This window comes from Pseudomonas sp. C7.1, from assembly GCF_056312395.1.
On sequence record NZ_JBWDTL010000002.1, the window covers coordinates 19,921 to 45,505 of the forward strand.

Below are 25,585 nucleotides of genomic sequence, written 5' to 3' on the forward strand. Positions count from 1 at the left end.
GTGCGGCGCGCGATGATAGCGGCCTTGCGGCGTTTGTGAATGACTATCTGCCGGCTGGTCATAAAATGTGCGGCTATGGCGGGGGCCAATTTCTCACTGTGCTGTGATGCATACGGCATTCGTCTCTCTGGGTATGTACCGGTCGGGCTCCTATACTGCTGCGCAGTTTGCATCGGGTGCCGGGCAACGGGATGTTCGGGTTTAGCTGAATAGGAACACGCTGCATGCAATGGATTTTCATGCTGGTGGGGTTGGTGCTCGGCGCTTTAGCGGATGAGACGCTGACGGCTTCGCTGTTGGGCGGGCTGATTGGTTTGGGTCTTGGTCAGGCGTTCAAGCTGCATGGGCTGGAGCGTGAGAATGCCGCGTTAACGGCGCAGCTCAAGGCTTTTTCTCAGCGCTTCGAAAAGGGTACGGCGGCGCTGTATGAGCGCTTGCTGAAACTGGAGCAGGGCGTCACGCCAGTCCCTGAGGTGCCGCCCGTGGCGCAGCCGCTCAGCCCTGTTGTCGAGCCTGCGCCTGAGCCCGCTGTCAGTGCCCAGGCAGCCGAGCCTGAGCTGGATTGGACCCTGGATTTTGTCCTGCCTGAGTCTGCCCCTGAGCCTGCCGCGCCTATGCAGGCGGCGCTCGAGTCCGCCGCCGAGGCGATTAAGCCGCCGGCTGTTACACCTTGGGAGCCTGCTGAGCCGCGTCAGCCGTCGCCGATTGAGCGAGCCATTGATCTCGCCCAGAACTGGCTGCTGGGTGGCAATACGGTGCTGCGCGTCGGCGTGGTGCTGTTGTTTCTCGGCCTGGCCTTTCTGCTGCGTTATGCCACCGAAGGCGTGGTGGTGCCGGTGGAGTTGCGCTACGCCAGCGTCGCCGCCAGCGCCGTGGCGCTGTTGGCTCTAGGCTGGTGGCTGCGTTTACGCAACCCGAACTATGCGTTGATGCTGCAGGGTACTGGGGTGGCGGTGCTGTACCTGACAGTGTTCGCGGCGATGCGCCTGCATCCTTTATTGGCCCCTGGCATGGCGCTGGGCCTGCTGGTGCTGGTCACGCTGTTTTCGGCGATTCTAGCGATCAAGCAGGATGCTCTGGGCCTCGCCGCTGCGGCGGCCCTGGGCGGTTTTGCTGCGCCGATTCTGACGTCCACCGGCAGCGGCAACCATGTCGCGCTGTTCAGCTATTTCGCACTGCTCAATGCCGGGATCTTTGCCATCGCCTGGTTCAAGGCCTGGCGTCTGCTCAATCTGATCGGTTTTGTCGGCACCTTCGGCATCGGCTTCGCCTGGGGCATTCGCTCCTACACGCCGGAATTGCTGTGGAGCACCGAGCCGTTTCTGATTCTGTTCTTCCTGATGTATGTGGCCATCGGTCTGCTGTTTGCCCGGCGCAAGCTGCGTGAGGCCCTGGATGCACCCGAGGATCGTGATGCGCTGCTGCGCTGGGCGGCGCGCAAGGGCGACTATATCGATGCCACCGTACTGTTCGGCCCGCCGCTGGTGGGCTTTGGTTTGCAGTTCGCGTTGGTGCAGCACATCGAATTTGCTGCGGCCTTTAGCGCCTTGGCGTTGGGGCTGTTCTACCTCGTGCTGGCGCGGCTGCTGGTCGGCCGCACCGGTGATCGCGCCGTGTTGCTGGTTGAAACCTGCTTGGCCTTGGGCGTGGTGTTTGGCAGTTTGGCGATTCCCTTGGGCCTGGATGCGCGTTGGACTTCGGCCGCCTGGGCGGTGGAAGGCGCGGGTATCTTCTGGCTCGGCCTGCGTCAGCAACGCAGCCTGGCGCGGGCGTTTGCTCTGCTGCTGCAGGTCGGTGCGGCACTGGCGTTCGTCATTGGTTTGCGCGGCGCTGAGTTGACCCTGTTGGACGGCGCGCCGCTGGGCGCGTTGATGCTCGGCGTGGCCTTGCTGTTCAGCTACTGGCAGCTACGGCAGAACACGCAACACGCCAGCAGTTGGGAAGTGCGCGGGCTGCCGGTGCTGGCCTGTGCCGGGCTGGCCTTTCTCTATTTGATTGCCCCCCTGCTGTTTGCCGCCCAAGGCACGGCGATCAGCTGGGCCCTGGCTGGCCTGTTAACCCTGTGGCTGGGTCTGCGCCTGCAGGCGCGCAGTTTCCTGTTCAGCGCCTTTGCCGTGCAGTTGCTCGGTGGCCTGGTGTTTATGCTGGATATGGCCGGCAATGCGGCCACCGGTATGGGCGGTTTCTCTGCCGGTTGGCAGGGCTTGCTCACCTCGTCCTTGATTGGCTTTGGCCTGATCGCCGGTATGCTGCTGGCGGCGCGGGACCCGCAGGTCGGTGCGGATCGCCGCCTGCTGCGCGGCCTGTCGGTGGTGCTGTTGGTGGGACTGGTGTTCATCAACCTGGCGGTGCTGTTTGTGCTGCCCTGGGCGACGGCCAGCGCGGTATGGGGCGGCAGCGGCCTGCTGATTATCTGGCTTAGCCTGCACTTGCAACAGCGCGCCAGTTTTGTCTTCGGCCTATTGCTGCAAGTGTTGGCGGGGCTGGTGTTTCTTGCGGTCAGCCCGCTGCTGTTTGGTCAGCTGTCGGCCGAGGGCCTGCGGCCGCTGGCCCATATGGATTTCTGGGCGCCGCTGGTCCTCGGCGTGTCCGCTTTGATTGGCGCCTGGCGTTTGCAACAGCTGGCGCGCCGCGAGGCGCCCAGTGCTCTCGGTAATTACAGCCTGCTTGGTTTGGCGCAGTTGCTGCTGGTGTGGGGCGCGGCCTGGTGGGCGCTGGCGCTAAGCAGCGAAGTGCTGCGCTTTGTCGCTGCGGAATGGCAGAGCAGCGCCTTGCTCGCGGTACTGGCGGCCAGTGTGGCTTTGGCTGCATTTCTCGCGCCGCGTACACGCTGGGCCGAGCTGGCGCTGCTGTGTTGCCTGCTGACACCGCTGGCTGGCGTGGTGCTGCTGCACGCCTGGCACCTGCACTATCACCCTGCGGCGCAGTTCGGCTGGTTGGCCTGGGCGCTGCTGTTTGCCGTGCACTTCTGGGCATTGCGGCGCTTGGCTGCACAGTTGCCAGCCGGGGCGCTGAGCGCGGCCCATGTACTTGGCTGCTGGTTGCTGTTGGGCGTGCTGGCGCTGGAGTTACGCTACCTGCTGCTGGCGCTATCGGAGCATTACAACGCCTGGCGCTGGCTCGGTTGGGCGCTGCTGCCAAGTGCCTATTTGTGGCTGGTGGCCCCCTGGCAGATGGCTCGGTCGCGTCGCTGGCCTTGGCCGCTGGCGGCCTATCTGCGTGAATACCGTCTGCTGGCAGCAGCGCCGCTGGCGCTGCTGATGCTCGGCTGGTTCTGGCTGGCCAACGTGGCCAGTGCCGGGGATGCCGAACCGCTAGCCTATCTGCCGCTGCTCAATCCGCTGGAGCTGTGCCTGCTGTTTGCCTTGGGCGCGGTGTTCGCCTGGGCGCGCATGGGGTTGGCCGAGCTGGGCGTGGACGCCGTGCGCAGTCAGTGGCTGACTCAGGCCGTGGCGGGTGCTTCGCTGTTTGCCCTGCTGACCGCGATGGTGATGCGCACGGCCCATCATTGGGGCGGTGTGCCTTATCAGTTGGATGCGCTGCTCGATTCGATGCTGGTACAGGCCGGCCTGTCGATTATCTGGACGCTGATCGCCCTGCCGCTGATGGTGCTCGGCAACCGGCGTGGGCGGCGCGAGCTGTGGCTGCTCGGCGCGGCACTGATCGCGCTGGTGGTGGCCAAGCTGTTTTTTGTGGAACTGGGTAATCGCGGTGGCCTGGAGCGTATCGTGTCGTTTATTGGCGTAGGTGTATTGCTGTTGGTGGTGGGCTATTTCGCCCCGCTGCCGCCACGCAAGGCGGATGCGCAACAGCCGCAGGAGCACGCATGATCAGTCGTTTAATTCACAAAGTGGGCAGCGCTGCGGTTATCAGTCTGCTGTGCAGCGTCTCAGCCCTGGCGCAGGAGCAGCCAGGCGACTATGCCATGCAACTGCCGCTAAGCCTTAGTGGTGAGGGCCCTTGGTATCGCCTGGATGTGCCGATGGCGCTGCATTTCGCCGCGCGCTATGGCGATTTGCGCGACCTGCGGGTGTTTAACGCCGAAGGCCAGGCCCTGGCCTACGCCCTGGTGGCGGGGCAGGGTGAATCGCGCGATAGCCAGCAGGAACAGGCGGTGAAGTGGTTTCCGCTGTATGCCGAGCAGGGTGACAGCAGCGCCACGCCGAGCCTGCGGGTGCAACGCAGTACCAGCGGTACCTTGATCGAGCTGCTTGATGAGCCAGATGCAGCTGCCAAACCGGCGCTGCTGCGTGGCTGGCTGCTGGATGCCAGCGCACTGCAAGAGCCGCTGGTTCGCTTGCAGCTGGACTGGGGCGGCGGCCAGGAGGGTTTTCAGCGCTTTAGTATTGAAGCCAGTGATGACCTGCAAGCCTGGCGCTCCTGGGGCAGTGGGCAGTTGGCGCGCTTATCCTTTGATGGCGAGCGTGTCGAACAGCGCCAAGTCGAGCTGCCGGGCAGCAAAGCGCGCTACCTGCGCTTGCTCTGGCAGAGCCCACAACAGGCGCCGCAACTGACCGCAGCCAGCTTGCGCAGCCAGCGCAGTGGCAGCATGCCGGCGCCGCTGGTGTGGTCGCAGCCGCTGGCGGCGACGCGCAGCCCGGATGGCCAGTATCAATGGCAATTGCCGTTGGCCTTGCCGCTGGAGCGTGTGCATGTCGAGCTCAGTCAGGCCAACAGCCTGGCGCCGATTCGCATCACTGGCCGCAGCGAAGCCAAGGGCGCTTGGCAATCGCTGGCGCAGGGCTTGCTCTATCGGCTGCCGGAGAATGGCGTGGAAATCCGTCAGGATGAACTGTCGTTGCCGGGCTGGGCGGTGCAGCAGCTGCGTCTGCAGGTGGATGAGCGGGGCGGCGGCCTGGGCGTTGAACCACCGCAGATCAAAGTCGCGGTGCGCGCCACCCAGTTGGTGTTTCTCCAGCGTGGCAGCCCGCCCTATCGGCTGGCGCTTGGCCGGGCGGGGGCTCAGTCGGCGGCCTTGCCGTTGACCACCTTGATTCCTGGCTTTCAGCCGCAGCGCCTGCAGCAATTGGGTACAGCCGAAGCACAGTTGCAGGCTGAGAATCTTGCGCAGCAGGAGCAGGCAGCGGCTAGTGAGAGCGACTGGAAACGCTGGGGGTTGTGGCTGGTATTGCTGCTTGGCGTGGGCTTACTGGCGCTGATGGCGGTCAGCTTGTTGCGCCGGCCGAGCGCGGAATAAGCGCGATTGATAGCGTTTTCATGGCAATTAAGCGCCGCCGTCTGACGATTTTTGCAGTATGGTTGGCACCTTCAATTGATTGGCGTTTGAGGTCAGGAAGGCCCTTGCGTATTTTTACTGCGCCCCGTTTTTGGGTGGTTCTTGTGCGTGTGCCACGTTTGGTCGGCAAGCATGCGCAACCGTTTTTCTTGGCAGTACCCTCCCGATGAATGCCTGCGGTGACTCCGGCTGGGCGCTCAGTGCCCCGGTCATTCTGACCTCTGCGGTCTGCATCGGCGTGCTGTTGTTGGCCCACTGGGTGACGCGCCAGCGCTATTTCCCTGGGCGCGAGAGTTTTATCGTGCTGCACCTGGCGAGCCTCTGGTGGATGACCGCCGCGAGCCTGGAAATGGCCGCGCAGGGTGCGCAGTGCAAAGTGTTCTGGGCGACTATGGCCTGGCCGGGAATTCTGATGGTGCCCACCTTCTGGGCGATTTTCCTCTGGCAATACGTCAACAGCGTGCGGCAACCGCTGCCACTGCGCAGCACCCTGGGTTTGGCTGTGGTGCCGGTGCTGATCTGGCTGATGGCCCTGAGCAACCCCTGGCATGGCCTGTTCTACGGCGCGGGTACGGTGCCATTGAGTGATGAGCTGGGCGCGCCGATCCGTTATCAGCATGGGCCGCTGTTCTACGCTGCCGCCGCTTACGTCTATCTGTTTATGGCGTTCTGCATGGGCGTGGTGTTGCGCGCGGCCATCGTCAGTTATGGCGTGCATCGGCGCCACTACCTGGCCTTTGTCTTCGTTACGGCGGTGCCCTGGGTCGCCAATATCAGCTACGTGGTGTTCGGCTGGATGCTATTTGGCTTCGACCCTACGCCCTTTAGTTTCGCCTTTACCCTGGTGGCGTTTGCCTGGCTGATTGTCGGTGTGCGGTTGTTCGATCTGCTACCAGTCGCCCGCCACCTACTACTGGATGCCTTGCTTGATCCGGTACTGGTGGTCGATGCGCAATTACGGGTGATCGAAGCCAACCCGGCCGCGCTGAAATTGGCTGGCCTGCGCAGTGGCTGGCAGGGCCGACAGTTGGTGGACTGGCCGATACTAGGCGCCGATTTGCAGCAGTTGCTCAGCCGCAACCACAGCGAGCAGGAACAACTGCTGACCCTGGCCAATTCGGCGCGTTATTTTGAAGTGCGTATCCGCGCCATCGAGCGGGTGACCCATCGAGGGACCCTGGTAATGGGGCAGATGCTCTACCTGCGTGATGTCACCCAGCGTCACCTCAGTGAGTTAAAACTGGCCGAAGCCCTGGCCATCAGTGAAGAGCGCTTGCGCACCATCACCACTCTGCACGAACAACTGCAGGAACAGGCGCTGTGTGACCCGCTGACCGGGCTGTACAACCGGCGTTATCTGGACGAGTTCTTTACCCGCGAACTGGCCGTGGCGCAGCGCGAGGGCACGCCCATTTCTCTGGCGTTGATCGACCTGGATCATTTCAAGCTGCTCAATGACGAATATGGTCATCTGGAAGGCGACGACGTGCTCAAGGGCGTGGCTCAGCACCTGTTGGAGAACCTGCGCAGCTCGGATGCGGTATTCCGTATTGGTGGTGAGGAGTTCCTGCTGATCCTGCCACGCGCCGATGCCAGTGAGGCTCGTGCGCGTTTGGAAACCATCTGCCGCGAGCTGGCTGCGCACCCCTTACCAACCCGTGGTGGCGCGCGCTACGTCACCCTCTCCGCTGGCCTGGCGCTGTGGCCCGAGCAGGGCCCTGCGCTCGATGAGTTGCTGCAGGTGGCCGATGCTGCGCTCTACCAGGCCAAGCATGCGGGGCGTAATAGGGTGTGCGCGCTTGCGCTGTCTTGTTGAGGCACCCTCACCCAAAAGGGTGATTTTTAGCTTTGCGCGTGCATTGCCTCACAAACCTCACTACATTCTGGGCCTGTGAACTCCAATAAAAATAAATTCCCAGGTGGCCCATGAAGCAATTGTTAACACCTTTAGCAGCCGCGTGCCTGCTGACACTATCCCCCTCTCTTGTATTTGCCGCGCCGTACTCTGGTCTGGTTGTTTTTGGCGACAGCCTGAGTGATGCGGGGCAGTTTGCTGATCCTGGCGGTCCGGCTGGGGCTACTCAACGCTTTACCAACCGGGTTGGGCCAACCTTTCAAAGTGGCAGTGGTGAGATTTTCGGATCAACGTCGCCAATGTTGTTGGGCGAGCAACTTGGGCTCGGGCTGCAAACGCCTTCAACCTCTGCAGTGTTTGCTGCTGATGGACGGCCAGATGGCTCCAACTGGGCCGTTGGCGGTTATCGCACGGATCAGATCTTTGACTCCATCACTGCCGTAGGCGGTTCGGTTGCGGGAAGTCGCACTCGCGATGGGTTCCTGGTGGATTTAGCCAATCGTGGTTTGAGTATTGACCCCAATACGCTGTTTTATGTGAACGGCGGCGGCAATGACTTCCTTCAAGGCACCATCTTTACTGATGGCGCGCAGGTTGCTGCCGGGCGCCTGGCCTCCAGTGTTGAGGCGCTGCAGGCGGCGGGTGCGCGCTACATTATGGTTTCCCTGTTGCCAGATGTTGGTAGCACGCCGGCAATCTCGGGCACGGGTTTAGCCCCCGCTATTTCGCAGATCGGGCGGGACTTCAACGCCGAGCTGGTACGTCGGCTTGAGAGCGTCAATGCGCAGATTATTCCCCTGAATGTGCCATTGCTTTTCAATGAAGTGCTGGCGAATGCGACCATTTTTGGTTTTGACGCGAGCCAGAATTTGATCGGGACCTGTTTTAGCGGGTGCGCCAGCGTCAATGCGACGTGGGGCATAAACAGCACGACGCCAGATCCAAGCAAGCTGATGTTCAATGACAGCGTGCACCCAACGACTGCTGTGCAGCAGATATTCGCTGACTATTCCTATTCTCTTCTCGCTGCACCCTGGGAGCTAAGCCTGTTGCCTGAAATGGCTCATGGCACCCTGCGCTCGCATCAGGATCAACTGCGCACGCAGTTGTTAGCCGATTGGGAGGCATGGCAGCCGAGAGGTGAGTGGCGGACATTTGTTTCCGCAACTGGCCAGCGCCTGGATTTTGACTCTCAGGCTGCGTCAGCGAGCGCCGACGGTAATGGCTACAGCCTCAACCTGGGCACCAGCTATCGGCTCGACGAGGCCTGGCGTGTGGGCGTTTCCCTGGGTTTGTATGAGCAGGAACTGCAGGCCGGTAGGGCTGATTCCGACTACGACATGCGCAGTTATTTGGCTACAGCTTTTGCCCAGTATCAGCACAATCGTTGGTGGGCGGATGTTTCAGCCAGTGCGGGTTATCTGGATTACCAGGATCTGAAGCGCAAATTCGACCTTGGCATCACCCAGGCCAGCGAGAAAGGCGATAGCGATGGCCAGTTGTGGGCATTGAGTGGGCGAGCGGGTTATGACATTGCTCAGCCAGGTGACAATTGGCACCTGAGTCCTTTCCTCAGCGCAGATTACGCGCGGGTCGAAGTAGACGGTTATTCCGAGTCAGGTGCGCGTTCTACTGCGCTTACCTTTGCGGACCAGGAGCGCACCTCTAAGCGGCTTGGTTTCGGTTTCCAGGGGCGCTGGATGCTCAGTGCAGGCACGCAGCTGTTCGCCGAAATCGCTCGCGAAAAAGAGTTCGAGGACGATGCGGCCAAGGTCAACATCGCGCTCAATAGCCTGCCGAGTCTCGATTTCACCCTGCAGGGCTATCAGCCGGATGATCGACTCGACCGAGTGAGCCTGGGTTTTAGCCAGCAATTGGCTAAGGACCTAGCATTGCGTGGTGCATACAGTCTGCGTAAAGGCTCCGATGACAAGCAGCAGGGCGTTAGCCTGGCCTTAACCTTGGATTGGTAGATACCAATGGGCGGCAGCATGAGCGTTGCCGCCTTTAAAGGGGTAAACTGCGCGCGATTTCATTCCCTCCGGAGCCGTCCATGTCCCGCGTTACCCTCAGCCGCTACCTGATCGAGCAGACCCGCTGCAACCACACCCCGGCCGATCTGCGTTTCCTTATCGAAGTGGTCGCACGGGCCTGTAAGGAAATCAGCCATCAGGTATCCAAGGGCGCACTGGGCGGCGTGTTGGGCAGCATGGGCACCGAGAACGTACAGGGCGAGGTGCAGAAGAAGCTCGACGTGATTTCCAACGAAATTCTTCTGGAAGCCAACGAGTGGGGCGGTCACCTGGCCGGCATGGCGTCCGAAGAAATGGATAACGCTTACCAGATTCCCGGCAAGTACCCCAAAGGTGCCTACCTGCTGGTATTTGACCCGTTGGACGGCTCTAGCAACATCGATGTCAACGTTTCGGTCGGCACCATCTTCTCGGTGCTGCGTTGCCCGGACCGCAATGGTGCTGAGGGCGATCTGGGTGAAGAGGCTTTCCTCCAGCCGGGTACCGAGCAGGTGGCTGCCGGGTATGCGATCTACGGCCCGCAAACCATGTTGCTGCTGACCCTCGGTGACGGCGTCAAAGGCTTCACCCTGGACCGCGAGCTGGGCAGCTTCGTGCTGACCCACGACAACATCAAAGTGCCGGAGTCGACCAAAGAATTCGCCATCAACATGTCTAACCAGCGCCACTGGGAGGCGCCGGTACAGCGCTATGTCAGCGAATTGCTGGCGGGCGAGGACGGCCCGTTGGGCAAGAACTACAACATGCGCTGGATCGCTTCGATGGTTGCCGACGTGCATCGCATCCTCACCCGTGGCGGTGTGTTTATGTACCCACGCGACAGCCGTGAGCCAGAAAAGCCAGGCAAACTGCGTCTGATGTACGAAGCCAATCCGATGTCGATGATCATCGAGCAGGCCGGCGGTGTGGCCACTGATGGTACTCAGCGCATCCTTGATATCCAGCCTACGTCCCTGCACCAGCGCGTCGCGGTCTTCCTCGGTTCCAAGGAAGAAGTACTGCGCATCAGCGCCTACCACCGCGAGTAAGTGATGAGCGCGCCTTGGCAGCCGTTGTTCGACTGGTGGTTCGGCCCTGGCGTGACGGCTGCCGAGGTGGCCGCCAGTCGCGGCAAGCTCTGGTTCGGCAAGCAGGACCGTCAGGATGATCAGGCACGCGAGCAGTTTGGCGCGTGGGTCGAGCAGGCCCTGGCCGGTCAGTTGCAAGACTGGCAGCGCGAACCTGAAGGCTGGCTGGCAATCTTGCTGCTGCTCGATCAGCTGCCACGGATGATCTTTCGTGATACGCCAAAAGCCTTTGCCGGCGATCCGCTGGCTCGTTCGTTGGCCCTGCACGGGCTGAACGAGGGTTGGGATCAGCAACTGCGCCCAATCCAGCGGGTGTTCGCCTATCTGGTGCTGGAGCATGCCGAGGATCCGGCGTTGCAGAATCAGGCCGTGCAGCTGTTTCAGGTATTGCATGAGCAGGCTACAACCGCTGAGCGCGAGCTGTTTGCCGGTTATCTCGATTATGCCGAACGCCACCAGCGTGTGATCGCGCGCTTTGGCCGTTTTCCCCATCGCAATCAGATTCTCGGGCGCACTTCTAGCGCTGAGGAATCTGCCTTTCTGCTGGAACCAGGCTCGCGCTTCTAGCATCCAAGCAGGCAAGCTCGGTATTGCTATGCCAAGCTGGTCTTGGTTCTTTCCTCAGGAGTTTTCCCATGTCTCTGCGTGTCGTCGCACTACTCGCCACTTGCCTGCTGCTGGCTGCCTGCAACAAGATCAATCAGGACAATTACACCCAGCTTAAGGCGGGCATGAGCAAGGATGAGGTCGAGAACCTGCTCGGCAAACCCGGTGAGTGCGCCGGCGCGCTGGGCATGTCCAGCTGCACCTGGGGCGATGAGCAGCGCTTTATCAGCGTTCAGTACGCTGGCGACAAGGTCATGATGTTTTCCGGCAAGGGGCTGAAGTAATGCGCTTGCTGGCGGCGTTGGCCGCAGCGGTTGTGCTGGCGGGCTGCGCCAACTCCGGTACGGGTGTGGTGCCGCCGAAGACGGTTGAACGTGTCGATCTGCAGCGTTATCAGGGCACCTGGTACGAGCAGGCGCGTTTGCCAATGTTCTTCCAGCGCAACTGCGCGCAATCCGAGGCGCTCTATGAGTTGCAGGAAGGCGGCACGATTGGTGTGACCAACCGCTGCCGAACCCTCGATGGTGAGTTGCAGCAGGTGCAGGGCCAGGCCGTAGCGCAGGTGCCGGGCGAGACCAATAAACTCTGGGTGCGTTTTGACAACTGGGCCAGCCGCCTGCTGCCAGGGCTGACCAAGGGCGAGTACTGGGTGCTTTATCTGGATGACGACTACCAAACTGCACTGGTCGGCCACCCTAACCGCAAGTACCTCTGGTTGCTGACCCGTGATCAGAACGCCAGCGCAAAACACCTTGCGACGCTACTTGAAGAGGCGCGCAGCCGTGGTTATGACACCCGTGAGCTGATCTGGCGACGCACGGCTGCCGAGATGGCGCTAGAGCGCTAGGGTCTTTTGCCGTTTCGGCGCGGCCGCGAACGAAACGGCAACAAACCTCCGGGATGATTCAAGGCGAAATGCAGGCTACAACCTTGGGCTGCGCTGGGGTGAGTGATTTTTAGCTACCCGCAGCCTGTCTGCGGGTGGTTATTGCCAGTTCAACCGCGCCAGCTTCCATTCATCACCCTCCAGCCACCACTCCATCTCCACGGTGAAGTGACGGGCACTGTCGGGGATCAGGCTTTCGGCGCCGACCAAGGCAACCTGGGCTTCGGTGAAGCCTTTCTCGCGATAGGTTTCATGGACGTAGCTGGCTTTGCTCAGGGCCAGCACTTCGACGTTCTTGTGGCGCATAAACAGCAGCAACATGGTGCGTTGCGCCCACTCACGGTCAAACTCGTCCTGGGCTTTGAACTGTGGGTGTAGTTGGTCGAGTACCGCGCTGTTTTTCTTCGCTTCCAGATTGTCCTGTAGCTGTTGCACGGCTGCTTCCAACGCTGCCTGCGGATCATCCTTAACGCCGCAGCCGGCGAGCAGGGTGCAAATCATTACGAAAGCTAAGGCAAATATCCTTGTTGGCATGCTGAACTCCTTTTTCATGGTTATGATGCCCGGCAGGGCTTTAGACGGCCGCGACCGGCGAATCACCTTCGCCAGCCGTCAAGTTACGCATTAATTCAGGAGCATGCCATGCAGACCTTGTATCCGGAGATTAAACCCTACGCCCGCCATGAGCTTGCGGTGCAAACGCCGCATGTGCTGTATGTCGACGAAAGCGGTTCGCCGGATGGATTGCCCGTGGTGTTTATCCATGGTGGCCCAGGGGCCGGGTGTGATGCTGCCAGTCGGCGCTATTTCGACCCCAACCTGTACCGCATCGTCACCTTCGATCAGCGTGGTTGCGGTCGTTCTACGCCCCACGCCAGTTTGGAAAACAACACCACCCAGGCGCTGATCGCCGATATGGAGCAGATCCGCGAGCACCTCGGCATCGACAAGTGGGTGCTATTCGGCGGCTCCTGGGGTTCGAGCCTGGCCTTGGCGTACGCCCAGACCCACCCACAGCGCGTGCATGGGCTGATCCTGCGCGGCATCTTCCTTTGCCGGCCGCAGGAGTTTCACTGGTTCTATCAGGAGGGCGCGAGCCGCCTGTTTCCGGATTACTGGGAAGACTACCTGGCGCCGATCCCGGTGGATGAGCGCGGCGATCTGATGCAGGCCTTCTACAAGCGCCTGACCGGTCCCGATCAGATCGCCCAGATGCATGCGGCCAAAGCCTGGTCGACCTGGGAAGGCCGCACCGCCACCCTGCGGCCCAACCCGCAGGTGGTCGATCGTTTCAGCGACAGCCATCGCGCGCTATCGATTGCTCGCATCGAGTGTCATTACTTCGTCAACAACGCCTTCCTCGAAACCGATCAACTGCTACGCGATATGCCGAAGATCGCCCACCTGCCGGGGGTGATCGTACATGGCCGCTATGACGTGATCTGCCCACTGGACAACGCCTGGGCGCTACACCAGGCCTGGCCCAACAGCGAGCTGCAGATCATCCGCGATGCCGGTCATTCGGCGGCCGAAATCGGGATCGTCGATGCCCTGGTTCGGGCCGCAGACGAACTGGCCCATCGCCTGCTCAACCTGGCCCCGGACGAAGCATGAAAACACTGATTCAACGCGTGCGCGGTGCGCGGGTAGAAGTGGCGGGTGAGGTGGTCGGCTCCATTGATCAGGGCCTGCTGGCGCTGGTTGGCGTTGAGCCGCAGGACACCCCGGCCAGCGTCGAGAAAATCCTGCACAAGCTGCTTAATTACCGGGTGTTCAGCGACGCGGCGGGCAAGATGAACCTGTCGCTGAGTGACATCGGCGGCGGCCTGCTGCTGGTGTCGCAATTCACCCTGGCCGCCGACACCAAGAGCGGTTTGCGCCCCAGTTTCACCCGCGCCGCGCCGCCGGCACTTGGCGCTGAATTGTTCGACTTGCTGGTGGCGCAGGCCCGCGCCCGGCACCCTCAGGTCGCCACCGGGCAATTCGGGGCCGACATGCAGGTGCACCTGATCAATGACGGGCCGGTGACTTTTTTGCTGGAGAGCTGAGCCGACGTTGATCTGCCTGTGCGGCGTGAGCTTGAGCTTCTGGCATCTTGGCGGGTTGCGGGCCGTGCGTCGCAGTATCGGTTTTGGCTTGGCCAATCAACTCGCCGGCGTACAGCGCCCAGAGAATGATCAGCGGCTGAAAGGGCAGGCGCAGCCAGTAGTACCAGGTCGCCGCAGGCAGGCCTTCAACCTGCAATCCATCTACGGCGTTCTTGATATTGGCCGGGAAAACGCAGACGAAATAAATCGCCAGGGCAATGGCGGCATAGCGTCTGAAGCGTGGCAGCAGCAGGCCGATCGCACCTGCCAGTTCGCACAGGCCAGTGAAGAGCGCCAGTTGCAAAGGATAGGGCAGGTAGCCCGGCATCATGGCCAGGTAACGCTCGGGCGTCAGCAGGTGGTCGGTGCCCGCCATCAGCAGCGCCACGACCATGGCCAGGCGCATGCGCTGGGGCCAGTCAGCCACGCTAGTGACGCCGCAACGGTGGGCCAATGCGGCCATTAGAGTCAGGCTGAGCAACAAGGCAATGAATAGCATGAGTCCTCCTAATGTGCCGACTGGTAAGGCTAATCGAGCTCGCGGCATAATGTGGTCGTCGTCAACATATAAGGAGATGTTGTCAGTGTCAACACGCAAGCAGGAACAGCCCTATCACCATGGAGAGTTGCGCGGTGCGCTACTGCTCGCCGCGACCGAACTGTTGGCTGAAGGTGGGCTGGCATCCATTAGCCTGCGCGAAGTCGCACGTCGAGCGGGTGTCTCGCATAACGCGCCCTACCGCCATTTTGCCGACCGCGACAGCCTGCTGGCGTCTCTGGCAATCCAGGGGTTCGTACAGTTGGGACAAGAGATGGGCCGGCAGTCTGGCGGGCTGGCCGAGCTGGGGCAGTGCTATGTGCGTTTCGCCCTGGCGCAGCCGGGGCATTTTGCGTTGATGTTTGGTGCCACCCTGGACAAGCGCCGTTATCCCGAGTTGCAGCAGGCCTCGGCGGCCTTGCACGCGCGCTTGGCCGCGGCCGTGCAGGTGGCCGCGCCACAACGCGCTCAGCCGGTCGCGACTTTGGCGGCATGGAGCCTGGTGCATGGTCTTGCTCATCTGCTGCAGGAGCAGCAACTGAGCGAGGCCCTGGGAGCAGATGAATTGACCGAGCAGGTGACACGACTGTTCGTCAGCCTGCTCTAAGGCATTTCAGCGGCGCAGCGCTGCGACGAAAAAGCCCAGCTGATTCTGGCCGAAGTTGCATCTCGCTGCCGCCCCCGTTGCGCTTAATGCCTTCTTCGGTGCTGCTCTTCGGGTGTTCCTTGAACCTTTCAGCTGACTGTGGTGAGCCGGTTGCAACGAGTAGGGTGGATGAAGCGCTGTTTATCCATCGGCCGTTGTGTGTGGTGAATGGAGTAAAGGCTTTCCATCCTACGGCTCATGCATATGTGGTTAAAACAGTCGCGCGAGCAAGGCGGTAACCGCTGTTTCCACCCGCAGAATCCGTGCGCCCAGTTGCACCGGTTGCAGGCCGGCTTCCTGTAGCTTTTCTACTTCGTAGGGTATCCAGCCACCTTCCGGGCCGATGGCCAGCGTCACTGCCTGCTCGACTGCGCGTGGGCAGGCCGCGTAGTCACCCGGATGGCCGACCAGGCCCAGGGTGTCGGCTGCGATGCCGGGCAACTGATCTTCAACAAAGGGCTTAAAGCGCTTCTCGATAATCACCTCGGGCAGCACGGTATCGCGGGCCTGTTCCAGGCCGAGGATCAACTGTTCGCGAATCGCCGCCGGTTCGAGGAAAGGCGTCTGCCAGAAGCTTTTTTCCACCCGATAGCTGTTCAGCAGAATCAGCCGAGGTACGCCCATGCTGCTGACGGTTTGCAGCACGCGCTTGAGCATCTTTGGTCGCGGTAGGGCCAGCAGCAGGGTCAGCGGCAGTTTTTCCGGCGGCGCTTGGTCGAGTTGCACGCAAAGCTCAGCCTGTTCGGCATCCAGACGCAGCAGCTGGCCGCTGCCCATCAGACCATTCAGGCGGCCGACGCGCAGGCGGTCGCCGGCTTCGGCGCGGTGCACTTCATGCAGATGTTTAAGGCGGCGGCCGCTGAGCAGCACGCGGTCGGCGGCGATAAAATCACCGTCTTCCAGCAGCAGCAGGTTCACGGTTGCGCGGCGGGTGGTTGGTCGTTGGAGGGGCTGTCGTTTTCGCCTTCTTCGGCCGCCGCGTCCTGTTCGGCGCGGCGTTTGACCAGGCTGCCGCAGAGCAGGCCGGCTTCGAACAGCAGCCACATGGGCACGGCCAGCAGGGTCTGGGAGAACACGTCCGGCGGGGTCAGGACCATGCCGACGGCAAAGCAGCCGACTATCACATAGGGTCGGCTTTTACGCAGGGTGGCGACATCGACCACGCCGATCCAGATCAGCAGGAAGGTGGCAATCGGGATCTCGAACGCCACGCCGAAAGCAAAGAACAGCGTAAGCACGAAATCCAGGTACTGACCGATGTCGGTCATCATTTCCACGCCTTCCGGGGTCACGCTGGCGAAGAAGCCGAACATGATCGGGAACACCACGAAGTAGGCGAAGGCCATGCCGGCGTAGAACAGCAGAATGCTGGAAACCAGCAGCGGTATGGCGATGCGCTTCTCATGCTTGTACAGCCCTGGCGCGATAAAGCCCCAGATCTGATGCAGGATGATCGGGATGGCCAGAAACAGCGACACCATCAGGGTCAGTTTGAACGGCGTGAGAAACGGCGAGGCCACGCCGGTGGCGATCATCGTTGCACCTTCCGGCAGGTAGGCGCGCAGGGGCGCGGCGACCAGTGCGTAGATGTCCTGGGAGAAGTAGAACAGCCCGGCAAACATTACAAATACCGCCGCGACAATGCGCAGCAGGCGCGTGCGCAGTTCGGTCAGGTGCGAGACCAGGGGCATTTCCTGATCGCTGTCCAGTCGTGGGCTCATGGCTGCGGGCTTTTATTCTGGGAGGTGCTATCGGGAGCGGCGGTTGGCTCTGCTGCGGGTGTAGCGACAGGGCTCGGCTCAGTGATGCTGCTGAGCGGCGCGTTGAGGCTTTGCTTCATTGCGTTCATTTCCCGCTCAAGCTCGAGGATCTGTTCGTTATGCAGTTGGCGGCGAATTTCGTCCGCACCGATCTCGCGCTCCACCTCAGCCTTAATCGCACTGAAGCTGCGCTTGATCCGGCCGATCCACAGACCGGCTGTGCGCACTGCGCCAGGCAGACGATCAGGGCCCAAGACTACCAGGGCGACCACCGCGATCAGCAGCAGCTCGGTAAAGCCGATATCGAACATGGGTTAGTCTTTTTTCGCTGGTTCTTCGACCTTGCGCGCCTGGGCGTCGATGGTCTGACCCTTGGGCTCGTCTACTGCCGGCTTGTCTTCCTCGGTGCCCATGGACTTTTTGAAGCCCTTGATGGCATCGCCCAAATCGGAGCCCAGGCCCTTGAGGCGCTTGGTGCCGAACAGCATAACCACGATCAACAGGACGATCAGGAGTTGCCAGATGCTAATTCCACCGAATCCCATAATGCGTACTCCGTAATAAGAGGTTGATCAGTTTTCCGAGCGCGCGGCCTTTTCCGCGTGCCCGGACAGGCCGAAACGCCGGTCCAGTTCGTCCATTACCGCCTGGGGATGCTGGCCGAGGGCGGCGAGCATGACCAGGCTGTGGAACCACAGGTCGGCGGTTTCATAAATCACATCGCTGCAGTCGCCGCTGACGGCGGCATCCTTGGCGGCGAGGATGGTTTCCACCGATTCCTCACCAACCTTTTCCAGAATCTTGTTCAGACCCTTGTGGTACAGGCTGGCGACATAGGAGCTGTCGGCGGCCGCGCCTTTGCGCGACTCCAGCACATCGGCCAGGCGGCTCAGAGTGTCGGTCATGCCTGTGTCACTCATGTTTGTGTTCCGAGTTGTAGATGGCGTGTGGGTCTTTGAGCACCGCATCGACGGTCTGCCAGGTGCCGTTCTCGAATACCCGATAGAAGCAGCTTTCGCGGCCGGTGTGGCAGGCGATGCCGCCCAGTTGCTCGACCATCAGGATGACCACGTCGGCGTCGCAATCCAGGCGCAGCTCGTGCAGCTTCTGCACATGGCCGGATTCTTCGCCCTTGCGCCACAGCTTGCCACGCGAGCGCGACCAGTAGATGGCGCGCTGCTCGCTGGCGGTCAGGGCCAGGGCTTCGCGGTTCATCCAGGCCATCATCAGCACGCGGCCGGTTTTGTGGTCCTGAGCGATGGCCGGCACCAGGCCGTCCGCGTTCCAGTTGATTTCGTCGAGCCAGTCAGTCATTACCCTATCCGCCCATCTCGGGCTGTTTGATTCAGAAAGCTAGTGTGCCAGTGCGCACCCGGTGTGGCTATCGGCGCAGCACCAGATAGAGGCCGCCGACGAGCATCAGCCAGCTCGGCCAAACCATCAGGCTCAATGCCAGGCCCTGTGTCGCCGCGCCAGCGATTAGCGCTGCGCCGAGCAAGCGGGCCGGCCATTGGCGGCGCGTGACAGGCTGTTCCTGGCGACTGGTTGGTTGCTGGTTAAGGCGTTCCAGGGTTTCACGGGCGATTTGCGACAAGTGCGGCACCTGCTCGGCCTGCAGTTGCAGGTTGCGCAGCAGCTGCAACGGGCTGATGCGTTCACGCATCCAGCGTTCGAGGAACGGCTGGGCGGTGCTCCACAGGTCCAGATCCGGGTACAGCTGGCGGCCCAGGCCTTCGATATTCAGCAGGGTTTTCTGCAGCAGTACCAGCTGCGGCTGCACCTCCATATTGAAGCGCCGCGCGGTCTGGAACAGGCGCAGCAGTACCTGGCCGAAAGAGATGTCCTTCAGTGGTTTTTCGAAGATCGGCTCGCACACGGTACGGATTGCCGCCTCGAAATCATTGATCTTGGTTTCCGCCGGCACCCAGCCCGAGTCGATATGCAGCTGCGCCACGCGGCGGTAGTCGCGCTTGAAGAAGGCGATCAGGTTGCGCGCCAGGTAGTCCTGATCTTCGGCGGTAAGGCTGCCGATGATGCCGCAGTCGATGGCAATGTACTGCGGGTTCCACGGCGTGCGGGTGCTGACGAAGATATTGCCGGGGTGCATGTCGGCGTGGAAGAAGCTGTCGCGGAACACCTGAGTGAAGAAGATTTCCACACCGCGTTCGGCCAGCAGTTTCATGTCGGTGCGCTGGTCGGCCAGGGTCGCGAGGTCGGTGACTTGAATGCCGTAGATACGCTCCATTACCAGCACTTTCGACCGGCAATAGTCCCAGTACACCTGCGGTACATAGAGCAGCGGTGAGCCTTCGAAGTTGCGCCGCAGCTGGCTGGCGTTGGCTGCCTCGCGCAGCAGGTCGAGTTCGTCGTAGATGGTCTTTTCGTAATCGCTGACTACTTCCATGGGGCGCAGGCGGCGCGCGTCAGCGGAGGCGCGCTCGGCCAGTTTGGCCAGCAGGAACAACCAGGCGATGTCCTGTTTGATCACCGGCCTGAGGCCTGGGCGAATAACCTTGACCACCACTTCTTCGCCGCTTTTCAACTGCGCGGCATGCACCTGGGCGACGGACGCCGAGGCCAGGGGTTGCGCATCGAAACGGGCAAACACCTCGCTGACCTTGGCCCCCAGCTGGGACTCGATCAGGGCCTGTGATTGCGCGGGATCGAAAGGCGGAACCTGGTCTTGCAGCTTGGCCAGCTCATCGGCGATATCGGGTGGCAGCAGGTCACGGCGGGTGGAAAGCAGTTGGCCGAACTTGATAAAGATCGGCCCCAGTTCTTCCAGCGCCAGACGCAAGCGCGCGCCGCGCGACAGCAGCAAGGCGCGACGTGGCAGCCAGCGCCAGGGCAATACATAGCGCAGCACGCGTGCCCAGAAGGGCAGTGGCAAGGCAAATAATAGGTCGTCCAGCTGGTAGCGGATGACTACGCGCTGGATACGCAACAGACGACGAACGGCAAGCAGCTTCATGCGATGGGCTTATGGCGTTGGGCGAGGCGCTCGATGCGCGCGTCGAGTCGGTCGAGGGACAGCTTGAGGTGGTCCAGTTCGGCGAAGCGCGCACTGGCCTCGCGCTGGCCGACCAGGCTGCGGGATTCTTCGCTGAGGTAATCAGCCAGGTTCAGGCGCAGGCTATCTATCGTCTGCATTGTCCAGCCGGCACGGCTGCGCAAATGGCCGCCGAGCAACTGGCTGCCGACCGGGCCGAGCCAGCGCGACAGCTCGTACTCCCAGTCCAGCTCAAGATCCTGAAGGATGCCGGCCAGCTCCAGCAGGGCGGCGCTGTCGCCATCCAGGCTAACGTCCGGGCTGTGCAGGATGCTGGTTTTGTCCTTGCTGGTGGCCAGGCGCAACAGGCTAGCAGCGGGTGCTCGCAGGCGACAATCCGCTTCACTGGCCCACTGCGCGGCCAGTTGCAGGCCGCTGGCGCTGGGCAGGATAAACAGCTGCAGATTCGGCGCGGCGCACTCCACGGCAATCACCCGGCCGCTCAAGCGTGCGAGACGCGGCAGGGCAGTGCTGTCCATGGCCAATACACGGTTAAGGCCGAGTTCGACGCCGGCCAGCAGCCCGGTGAGGAGCATCAGGGCTTGATGCCACGGTGCAGGGCGACGATGCCGCCGGTCATATTGTGGAAGGTCACGCGCTCGAAGCCGGCTTCCACCATCATTGCCTTGAGGGTGTCCTGATCCGGGTGCATACGGATCGACTCGGCCAGGTAGCGGTAGCTTTCGGCGTCGTTGGTGATCAATTTGCCGGCCAGCGGCATAAATTTGAACGAGTAGGCGTCGTAGAACTTCGACAGCAGCGGGCTGGACGGTTTGGAGAACTCCAGAATCAGCAAGCGGCCGCCGGGCTTGAGTACGCGCAGCATCGAACGGATGGCGTCTTCTTTATGCGTCACGTTGCGCAGGCCGAAGGCGATGGTCACCACGTCGAAGTGGTTGTCCGGGAACGGCAGTTTCTCCGCATCCGCTTGGACGAACTTGACGTTGCCGGCCACGCCCTTGTCGAGCAGACGGTCACGGCCGACGCGCAGCATCGATTCATTGATATCAGCCAGCACCACTTCGCCGGTCGGGCCGACCAGGCTAGAGAACTTACGGGTCAGGTCGCCCGTGCCGCCGGCGATATCCAGCACCCGGTTGCCGCTACGCACGCCCGATAGCTCGATGGTGAAGCGCTTCCACAGGCGGTGCATGCCGCCGGACAGCACGTCGTTCATCAGGTCGTACTTGGCCGCCACCGAGTGGAACACTTCGGCGACTTTCTCCGCCTTCTGGCTTTCCGGCACGCTCTGGAAACCAAAGTGCGTGGTGGGTTCGCTGTCGCTGCTCTTGCGCGGATCGTTCATGGTGGCCTTTCCTAAAACACAGAGGCTGCATCTAAAGTGGCGGCCATTCTAAACCTAAAAGCCGCCCTAGGCTTCAAGCCGTGCGCGCAAGTAAAAGCCCGAAGGCGGTGCATGCGCACAGCTTGCTATAGTCTCGCGACTTAAGGTCGCAGTTAACGGGCGAGGAGAAATGCCATGGCCAAGATCACCGTAGAACGTCCCCACTCCCTGGGCCGCGAAGTCGCCCGCGAGAAAGCCGAGCAACTGGCCGAGCGTCTGGCCCGCGAATATGACGTGCGCTACCGCTGGAATGGCGACAATCTGGAGTTCAAACGCAGCGGCGCGGATGGGCGTATAGAAGTGCATGAGCACAGCGTGCGCGTGCAGCTCAGCCTAGGGCTGTTGTTGTCGGCGATGAGCGGCAGCATCAAACGCGAGATCGAAGAGGTGCTGGATAAGAATCTGCAGGCGTAAGGTGTCGCCTGACGACACCTTGGCAATTTATTTATGGCCAGCCATCCATGGCGGCCACCCTTCGGGCCGTTGCTGCGCAACGTTAAAAACTGCTCCCGGCAGTTTTTGATGGTCTGCCATCCCTGGCGACCACCCTGCGGGCCGTCGCTACGCGACGTTAAAAATTGCTCCTGGCAATTTTTTCTACGCTTAGTATGCGGTTTCTAATTTTCATCGATACCGTGCTCCTAAGCCTGCATTCCGTGGGCGTTTCCTCGAAACACTTAGAGTGAGGTGCACCATGTCGAAAGTTGCCGTTAAAAAGAAAGCTGTCGTTGAAGAAACCAGCAGCGTGCTGAACGACGCAAAACTCTATGCCCGCAAAATTTACTTGGCCGGTCTGGGCGCTTACGCCAAAGCGGGTCAGGAAGGTTCCGAATACTTCAAAGAGCTCGTGAAGAGTGGCGAAAGTGTTGAAAAACAAGGCAAAAAACTGGTCGACGAACAAGTTGAAGCCGCCAATAGCCAGATCGACAGCGTTAAGAGCACTGTCACCAGCAACGTCAGCAGCGTGAAAGGCAAGTTTGAAGTGCAACTCGATAAGATCGAGAAGGCTTTCGACAACCGTGTAGCCAGCGCCCTGAACCGCATTGGTATCCCGTCCAAGCAGGATGTTGAAGTACTGTCTGCTAAGCTGGATGAGCTGAGCGCGTTGCTCGAGCACGTCGCGCGTACCAAATAAGGAGAGCAGGATGGCTGTCAAAAAGAAAACCGAAAAGCAAACCACTTCCTGGATCGGCGAAGTAGAAAAATACTCGCGTCAGATCTGGCTGGCTGGTTTGGGTGCCTACTCCAAGGTCAGCAAGGACGGCAACAAGCTGTTCGACACGCTGGTCAAGGACGGCGAAAAAGCCGAGAAGCTGGCCAAGACCGAAGTCGACAAGCAAGTGGATGCCGTGAAGTCCACTGTGGGTTCGAAAGTTGACACCGCCAAATCGCGTGTCGACGAGGTCAAGGACAAGGCGCTGGGCAAGTGGGGCGAGCTGGAAGAAGCCTTCGACAAGCGTCTGAACAATGCCATTTCGCGCCTCGGTGTACCGAGCCGCAATGAAGTGAAAGCGCTCAACGCCAAAGTTGAAAGCCTGACCAAGCAGATCGAGCAACTGACCGGTGTTTCGGTTAAGTCGGTAAAGCCTGCGGCCAAGAAGGTTGCTGCCAAACCCGCAGCCAAGCCGGTTACCAAAGCTGCAGCTAAGCCAGCGGCCAAGCCTGCTGCTAAATCGGTAGCCAAGGCTGCAGTGAAGCCAGCTGCTAAACCAGCCGCCAAGCCGGTTGCCAAAGCAGCAGTTAAGCCAGCCGCTAAACCGGCAGTCAAAGCAGCAGCCAAACCAGCAGCCGCTAAACCGGCTGCTCCGGTGGCCACTGCTGCACCTGCTCCGGCAGCCGCGCCTGTTGCACCTGTGACACCTGCCGCCCAGTCGTAAGACGCGCAGCAGTCAACGCAAACGCCCGGCCTAGTGCCGGGCGTTTGCGTTTCTGCGTGGGGGTCAGTCTTCCAGGTAGCGCTGCGCCAGGTGTTCGGCGGCGTAGCGTGACTCTTCAATCAGGTGCGGGGCCACCAGCATCATCACCTGATACACCACCAGGCGGCTCTCGCTTTCGCGGCCGATGATGCGTTGGTAGTCCAGCGAAAATAGCAGGGTCAGGGTGATCTGCTCGACCAGTTGGCCCAGCGACTGAGTGTCGCTGTGCAGTTGGCCGCTGAGCTGCAGGCGCGCCAGTAGTTCGGCCAGTGTGCGTTTCAGGCTATTGAGCCAATGACGCATGCCGCGTTCCAGTTTTGGCAGGCGGCTGGTCAGGTTGGATAGGTCCTGGAACAGGAAGCGGTAGTGCGCCAGGCGCTCGACGATCAAATGCAGGAACAGCCAGTAGTCTTCCACATCCAGCTGCACGTCTTCGGGCGGTGAGAGCAATGGTGCCAGTTCGGCTTGAAAGCGCTCGAATAGACCGAGGATCAGCGGCTCTTTGCCGTGAAAGTGGTAGTAGAGGTTGCCTGGGCTGATGCCCAGTTCGTTGGCGATTTCCAGGGTGGAAACGTTTGGCTCGCCCTTCTGGTTGAACAGCAGGAGGGCACATTCAAGAATTCTGTCGCGGGTTTTCATCCGGTCTTCTTATTTTGGCCGCGGGAAGGCTGACGATACCTGGCCGCAAAGGCTTGCGGCCAGTCTGATCATAGGTGGCTTGGCGTTTTAGCGCACATGCACATAGGTGCCGGGCGCAGCTTCCATGGCCGGGTAGTTCTGGTTGCCCAGGGCCATCAGGGTGTCCTTCTGCTCGCCTGAGCGCTCCTGCATCCAGCTCAGCCACACCGGCCACCAGCTGCCTTGCACATGTTCGGCGTCGTGGTACCAGGCGCGTGGGTCGCCGGTGAGTTTAGGGTTTTCCAGGTAGTTGGATTTGGGGTTGCCTGGCGGGTTGAGAATGCTCTGGATATGCCCGCTATTGGACAGGATAAAACGCCGATTACCGCCCAGTAGCAGGGTCGAACGGTACACCGCATCCCAGGGGGTGATGTGATCGTTGATCCCGCCGACGCTGAAGCTGTCCACCGTGACCTTCCGCAGGTCGACTGGGGTGCCGCAGACTTCCAGGCCGCGCGGGTGGGTCAGCGGGTTGTGCTTGAAGAAGTCGATCAGGTCGCCATGCAGGGCAGCCGGCAGACGGGTGTTGTCGTTGTTCCAGTAAAGAATGTCGAAGGCCGGCGGCTGCTTGCCGAGCAGGTAGTTGTTGACCCAGTAATTCCAGATCAGGTCATTCGGGCGCATCCAGGCAAACACCCGCGCCATGTCGCGGCCATCCAGCACGCCTTGCTGATAGGAGCGGCGTTTGGCGGCCTCCAAGGTCAGCTCGTCGGCAAACAACATGGCCGGGCTGTCGATCTGGCTGTCGAGTAGGCTGACCATGTAGGTGGCGCTGGCCACTTTGCGCAGCTGGCGTTTGGCCTGCAGATGGCCCTGCAGTGCGGCGATGGTCAGGCCGCCGGCGCATGCGCCGAGCAGGTTGACGTCCTTGCTGCCGGTGATTTCACGGCAGGCATCGATGGCGGTCTCCAGCGCTTCCACGTAGCTCGACAAGCCCCACTCGCGATGCCGTGGGTCGGGGTTGCGCCAGCTGATGACGAAGGTCTGCAGACCATTTTTCAGTGCGTACTGAACGAAGCTCTTCTCGCTGGAGAGGTCGAAGATATAGAACTTGTTGATTTGCGGCGGGACGATCAGCAGCGGTTTGGCGTACTGCTTTTCGCTCATCGGCTTGTATTGGATAAGTTCCAGCATCTCGCTGCGAAACACCACCGCACCGTTGGTGGCGGCAAGGTTGCGGCCAACCTCAAAGGCGTGCTTGCTGACCTGGCTGGGCATGCCGTCGTTGTTGACTAAGTCATCGAACAGGTGGGTTACGCCCTTGAACAGGCTGCTGCCGCCAGTGTTGAATAGCTCCTTGATCACCTGCGGGTTGAGCAGGGTGTTGGACGGTGCCAGAGCATCACCTAGCAAGGTGGCGACAAAGCGTGCGCGTGCGCGGTCGTCGACGTTCAGGTTGCTTTCATCAATCCAGCTGTTCAGCTGTTTCTGGCAGGCCAGGTAGGCTTGCAGACTACGGCTGTAGATCGGGTTGTCGCGCCAGGTGGGGTCGGCGAAGCGTGGGTCTTGCGGGTTGACCTTGAACGGCTTGTCGCCCATCAGCACACGACCCAGTTGGCCGCCGAGGGCTGCGACATGCTTGGCGCTGTGAATGGGTTGTTTGATGCCTTGCAGGGCCAGGCCACGCAGGGTGGACAGTAGGTCACGGCTACGCAGGCCGACCACTGCATTCTGGGCATTCATAACGCTGCTACGTACAGGCAAGGCGCGCTTGGCTGGTTGGTCTCGCATTGGGCAACACTCCGTCGTCAAACCATGAGACTTCAAGGTTGATAGATAAGCAGCAAGGCTTATACCAATGCGCGCGCATGTATGTTCCAGACTGCCGCGCGCCAAGTCCAAGGTAATACAACGTGCCTGAAAGTGGGTCAAGCACTGTGCTC

General features: G+C 61.1%; 27 protein-coding genes. 14 read left to right on the forward strand and 13 right to left on the reverse strand.

Going from position 1 to position 25,585, the window contains the following annotated elements:
- Positions 1-224: 224 nt before the first annotated feature.
- The 8 genes from AC0T4W_RS01240 (at position 225) to AC0T4W_RS01275 (ending at position 11,644) form a co-directional block, all read left to right on the forward strand.
- A complete protein-coding gene (locus tag AC0T4W_RS01240) occupies positions 225-3,830 on the forward strand; it encodes a DUF2339 domain-containing protein (protein ID WP_476315078.1) in 3,606 nt (1,201 codons plus the stop codon).
- A complete protein-coding gene (locus AC0T4W_RS01245) occupies positions 3,827-5,197 on the forward strand; it encodes a DUF3999 domain-containing protein (protein ID WP_476315081.1) in 1,371 nt (456 codons plus the stop codon). Before AC0T4W_RS01240 ends, AC0T4W_RS01245 begins: the two co-directional genes overlap by 4 nt.
- 205 nt (positions 5,198-5,402) lie before the next feature.
- Entirely contained in the window at positions 5,403-7,052 is a 1,650-nt protein-coding gene (locus tag AC0T4W_RS01250; protein ID WP_476315084.1) for a histidine kinase N-terminal 7TM domain-containing diguanylate cyclase, read from the forward strand.
- 110 nt (positions 7,053-7,162) lie between these two features.
- Positions 7,163-9,064: an esterase EstP gene (estP, locus tag AC0T4W_RS01255; RefSeq protein ID WP_476315087.1), complete on the forward strand. Its 1,902-nt coding sequence runs from the start codon at positions 7,163-7,165 to the stop codon at positions 9,062-9,064.
- Positions 9,065-9,144: 80 nt separating this feature from the next.
- A complete protein-coding gene (locus tag AC0T4W_RS01260) occupies positions 9,145-10,152 on the forward strand; it encodes a class 1 fructose-bisphosphatase (RefSeq protein ID WP_476315090.1) in 1,008 nt (335 codons plus the stop codon).
- Positions 10,153-10,155: 3 nt separating this feature from the next.
- Positions 10,156-10,758 carry a DUF924 family protein gene (locus AC0T4W_RS01265; RefSeq protein ID WP_476315093.1) on the forward strand — a complete coding sequence of 201 codons (603 nt, stop codon included), beginning with the start codon at positions 10,156-10,158 and terminating at the stop codon, positions 10,756-10,758.
- A 68-nt stretch (positions 10,759-10,826) separates the two neighbouring features.
- Positions 10,827-11,081, forward strand: coding sequence for an outer membrane protein assembly factor BamE domain-containing protein (bamE, locus tag AC0T4W_RS01270; protein WP_476315096.1), 255 nt, complete (start codon positions 10,827-10,829; stop codon positions 11,079-11,081).
- A complete protein-coding gene (locus AC0T4W_RS01275) occupies positions 11,081-11,644 on the forward strand; it encodes a lipocalin family protein (RefSeq protein WP_476315099.1) in 564 nt (187 codons plus the stop codon). Before bamE ends, AC0T4W_RS01275 begins: the two co-directional genes overlap by 1 nt.
- A gap of 138 nt (positions 11,645-11,782) precedes the next feature.
- On the opposite strand, the gene AC0T4W_RS01280 is transcribed toward AC0T4W_RS01275, so the two are convergent.
- Complete coding sequence (locus AC0T4W_RS01280; RefSeq protein WP_476315102.1) at positions 11,783-12,217, reverse strand: hypothetical protein; 435 nt, start codon at positions 12,215-12,217, stop codon at positions 11,783-11,785.
- Between the two features lie 108 nt (positions 12,218-12,325).
- Here AC0T4W_RS01280 and pip point away from each other — a divergent pair, with 108 nt between their 5' ends.
- Both pip and dtd read left to right on the forward strand, forming a co-directional pair.
- The gene (pip, locus tag AC0T4W_RS01285) at positions 12,326-13,297 is read left to right on the forward strand and encodes a prolyl aminopeptidase (protein ID WP_476315105.1); all 972 of its coding nucleotides are present in this window, start codon (positions 12,326-12,328) and stop codon (positions 13,295-13,297) included.
- Positions 13,294-13,731 (forward strand): D-aminoacyl-tRNA deacylase, encoded by a 438-nt coding sequence (gene dtd / locus AC0T4W_RS01290; protein WP_476315108.1) that lies wholly within the window; start codon positions 13,294-13,296, stop codon positions 13,729-13,731. The genes pip and dtd overlap by 4 nt, the downstream gene beginning before the upstream one ends.
- Here dtd and AC0T4W_RS01295 read toward each other — a convergent pair.
- Entirely contained in the window at positions 13,694-14,269 is a 576-nt protein-coding gene (locus tag AC0T4W_RS01295; RefSeq protein ID WP_476315111.1) for a DoxX family protein, read from the reverse strand. The genes dtd and AC0T4W_RS01295 overlap by 38 nt on opposite strands.
- A gap of 85 nt (positions 14,270-14,354) precedes the next feature.
- Here AC0T4W_RS01295 and AC0T4W_RS01300 point away from each other — a divergent pair, with 85 nt between their 5' ends.
- Positions 14,355-14,915, forward strand: a complete 561-nt coding sequence (locus AC0T4W_RS01300; RefSeq protein WP_476315114.1) for a TetR/AcrR family transcriptional regulator — start codon at positions 14,355-14,357, stop codon at positions 14,913-14,915.
- A gap of 249 nt (positions 14,916-15,164) precedes the next feature.
- Here the strand turns inward: AC0T4W_RS01300 and AC0T4W_RS01305 are convergent, their stop codons facing one another.
- From AC0T4W_RS01305 to ubiE, 9 genes are all read right to left on the reverse strand, one after another.
- On the reverse strand, positions 15,165-15,872 hold the full coding sequence (locus AC0T4W_RS01305; protein ID WP_476315117.1) for a 16S rRNA (uracil(1498)-N(3))-methyltransferase: 708 nt from the start codon (positions 15,870-15,872) through the stop codon (positions 15,165-15,167).
- A complete protein-coding gene (gene tatC / locus AC0T4W_RS01310; RefSeq protein ID WP_476315120.1) occupies positions 15,869-16,675 on the reverse strand; it encodes a twin-arginine translocase subunit TatC in 807 nt (268 codons plus the stop codon). Before tatC ends, AC0T4W_RS01305 begins: the two co-directional genes overlap by 4 nt.
- A complete protein-coding gene (gene tatB, locus AC0T4W_RS01315) occupies positions 16,672-17,025 on the reverse strand; it encodes a Sec-independent protein translocase protein TatB (protein WP_476315122.1) in 354 nt (117 codons plus the stop codon). The genes tatC and tatB overlap by 4 nt, the downstream gene beginning before the upstream one ends.
- A gap of 3 nt (positions 17,026-17,028) precedes the next feature.
- Complete coding sequence (tatA, locus tag AC0T4W_RS01320) at positions 17,029-17,259, reverse strand: twin-arginine translocase TatA/TatE family subunit (RefSeq protein ID WP_476315125.1); 231 nt, start codon at positions 17,257-17,259, stop codon at positions 17,029-17,031.
- 27 nt (positions 17,260-17,286) lie between these two features.
- A complete protein-coding gene (locus tag AC0T4W_RS01325) occupies positions 17,287-17,619 on the reverse strand; it encodes a phosphoribosyl-ATP diphosphatase (protein ID WP_476316042.1) in 333 nt (110 codons plus the stop codon).
- Between the two features lie 7 nt (positions 17,620-17,626).
- Complete coding sequence (gene hisI / locus AC0T4W_RS01330) at positions 17,627-18,028, reverse strand: phosphoribosyl-AMP cyclohydrolase (RefSeq protein WP_476315127.1); 402 nt, start codon at positions 18,026-18,028, stop codon at positions 17,627-17,629.
- 67 nt (positions 18,029-18,095) lie between these two features.
- Positions 18,096-19,685: a ubiquinone biosynthesis regulatory protein kinase UbiB gene (gene ubiB / locus AC0T4W_RS01335; protein WP_476315130.1), complete on the reverse strand. Its 1,590-nt coding sequence runs from the start codon at positions 19,683-19,685 to the stop codon at positions 18,096-18,098.
- Positions 19,682-20,299 carry a ubiquinone biosynthesis accessory factor UbiJ gene (locus AC0T4W_RS01340; protein ID WP_476315133.1) on the reverse strand — a complete coding sequence of 206 codons (618 nt, stop codon included), beginning with the start codon at positions 20,297-20,299 and terminating at the stop codon, positions 19,682-19,684. Before AC0T4W_RS01340 ends, ubiB begins: the two co-directional genes overlap by 4 nt.
- The gene (ubiE, locus tag AC0T4W_RS01345; protein WP_476315136.1) at positions 20,299-21,069 is read right to left on the reverse strand and encodes a bifunctional demethylmenaquinone methyltransferase/2-methoxy-6-polyprenyl-1,4-benzoquinol methylase UbiE; all 771 of its coding nucleotides are present in this window, start codon (positions 21,067-21,069) and stop codon (positions 20,299-20,301) included. Before ubiE ends, AC0T4W_RS01340 begins: the two co-directional genes overlap by 1 nt.
- A gap of 174 nt (positions 21,070-21,243) precedes the next feature.
- On the opposite strand from ubiE, the gene AC0T4W_RS01350 reads away from it, so the two are divergent.
- The 3 genes from AC0T4W_RS01350 (at position 21,244) to AC0T4W_RS01360 (ending at position 22,985) form a co-directional block, all read left to right on the forward strand.
- Positions 21,244-21,522 carry a polyhydroxyalkanoic acid system family protein gene (locus AC0T4W_RS01350; protein ID WP_339525415.1) on the forward strand — a complete coding sequence of 93 codons (279 nt, stop codon included), beginning with the start codon at positions 21,244-21,246 and terminating at the stop codon, positions 21,520-21,522.
- Positions 21,523-21,802: 280 nt separating this feature from the next.
- Positions 21,803-22,243, forward strand: a complete 441-nt coding sequence (locus AC0T4W_RS01355; protein WP_476315140.1) for a phasin family protein — start codon at positions 21,803-21,805, stop codon at positions 22,241-22,243.
- Positions 22,244-22,253: 10 nt separating this feature from the next.
- On the forward strand, positions 22,254-22,985 hold the full coding sequence (locus tag AC0T4W_RS01360) for a phasin family protein (protein WP_476315143.1): 732 nt from the start codon (positions 22,254-22,256) through the stop codon (positions 22,983-22,985).
- A gap of 63 nt (positions 22,986-23,048) precedes the next feature.
- Here AC0T4W_RS01360 and AC0T4W_RS01365 read toward each other — a convergent pair whose 3' ends face one another.
- A complete protein-coding gene (locus AC0T4W_RS01365) occupies positions 23,049-23,663 on the reverse strand; it encodes a TetR/AcrR family transcriptional regulator (protein WP_476315146.1) in 615 nt (204 codons plus the stop codon).
- 87 nt (positions 23,664-23,750) lie between these two features.
- Entirely contained in the window at positions 23,751-25,433 is a 1,683-nt protein-coding gene (phaC, locus tag AC0T4W_RS01370; RefSeq protein ID WP_476315149.1) for a class II poly(R)-hydroxyalkanoic acid synthase, read from the reverse strand.
- Between the last annotated feature and the right edge of the window lie 152 nt (positions 25,434-25,585).